Annotated in this window: 3 protein-coding genes; all 3 read right to left on the minus strand. The window is 72.0% G+C overall.

Annotation, left to right across the window (positions count from 1 at the left end):
• Positions 1-79 precede the first annotated feature (79 nt).
• Positions 80-364: a WhiB family transcriptional regulator gene (locus QH283_RS11145; protein ID WP_280502938.1), complete on the minus strand. Its 285-nt coding sequence runs from the start codon at positions 362-364 to the stop codon at positions 80-82.
• Between the two features lie 178 nt (positions 365-542).
• Entirely contained in the window at positions 543-929 is a 387-nt protein-coding gene (locus tag QH283_RS11150) for a hypothetical protein (RefSeq protein WP_280502936.1), read from the minus strand.
• A gap of 115 nt (positions 930-1,044) precedes the next feature.
• The coding region (locus tag QH283_RS11155; RefSeq protein WP_280502937.1) for an HRDC domain-containing protein at positions 1,045-1,488 on the minus strand (444 nt) is incomplete at its 5' end.

Genomic DNA, 1,488 nt, shown 5'->3' on the forward strand with positions numbered 1-1,488 from the left:
GCTTTCGCGTAGCTGGGCCCGGCCCCTGGCGCGCAGACCGGACCGCAGTGCACGGAGGGAGGGCGCCCACGGCCCCGGCTCACGCCGGAACCGCCACCTTGCGCGGACGGCCGCGTGGACGCTTGCGCGCGATCACGACTCCCTGGTCGAAGATCTCACCGCCCCAGACACCCCACGGCTCACGCCGATCGATGGCCGCGCTCAGGCAGCCCTGGCGGATCGGGCAGGCCGCGCACAGCGCCTTGGCCTGCTCGAGCTGGGCGGGGTTCTCGGCGAACCAGAGGTCGGGGTCGGCGACCCGGCACGGCAGCACGGTGGCGACGTCGCGAGCGGGGACGGCCCCCGCTTCGGTCCGGCATGTCACGCCAGCAGGGACGGAGTGCAGTCGCTCTGCGGTGAACACGTCGTTCTCCTTCAGCTTGTTGCGGCAGTCGTTGTCGTCGGTGCGAAACCGGGGCTGCCGGCTGAAGGGCCGGAAACGAAAACGGCCACGGTTTCGCGTCGTGCGATCCGTGGCCGGGAGCAGGGGGCCGGAGAGGCCCCTACCTGGGTCGACTTCGGTGTCGACTCTCGATCACGGTCGCTGGGTGGATGGCATTGCGCAGGCGTGCGGTCGGCTGGAGGGCCCGCTGCGGCTCGGCGTCGGCGCCGTGGGCGGCGATGCCGAACTTCGCATCGATCGCGGGCGCGCCTGCTGCGACGCCGGCGGCTGCGGGCACACCTGTCGCGGGAGCCCCGAATTCGGGCGCGACAAGAGCATGACCGGCCACGGGCAGACGCCAGCCTGCGCGGACCTCGTCCTGGCGGAGAGCGCCGACGAGCGCGCTCTCCGGGGACATACCGGTCCCCAGCGGCGTGAGACGCGGGGAGGCCGAGACGACGCCGAGGACAGCGGTGCCACCGGTGGTGAGAACGTTGCTGCCGTTCATCGGTCCTGCCTCCCTTCCGTGCGTATATGGATCGTGCGTGAGTCGAACATCGGCGCGCCGGGATACCCTCCCGGTGCGTGAAACCACCATAGGCAATGCGGCGGAATCGAACAACCTATTTTTGACCTGCGGTTTTGTGATTCTTTCCGCGCCGGGCGCCCTGCCTCGCCCGCGCGTCCGCCACCGCCGGCGCGGGCTGCTGCGCCCCGGAGTCGTTGCGCGCGGCCTTCATCCGGGACGCGACGATCGCCAGGATCTCCGCACCGTGATCGGCGATCTTCTTCGGCCCGAACCCGGCGATCGCGCCGAGCGCGCGGTCGTCGGCGGGCAGTTGCTCGGCGATCGCCGTGAGGGTGGTGTCGGTCAGCACGACGAACTCCCGCACCCCTCGGTCGGCGGCCTTCTCCGCCCGCCACTGCTTCAACGCGTCGAGCAGCGCGGCGTCGACCTCGCCCGGACAGCGCCGGCAGCGGCCGAGCATGGTGGCGTAGGTGCCGATCAGCGGCTTGGCGCAGACCCGGCAGCGCGGCCGGTTCGCCTCGCGGTCGCGCGCGGCCGG

Source organism: Nocardia farcinica, assembly GCF_029867845.1.
In the GTDB taxonomy this organism is placed as follows: domain Bacteria; phylum Actinomycetota; class Actinomycetes; order Mycobacteriales; family Mycobacteriaceae; genus Nocardia; species Nocardia farcinica_A.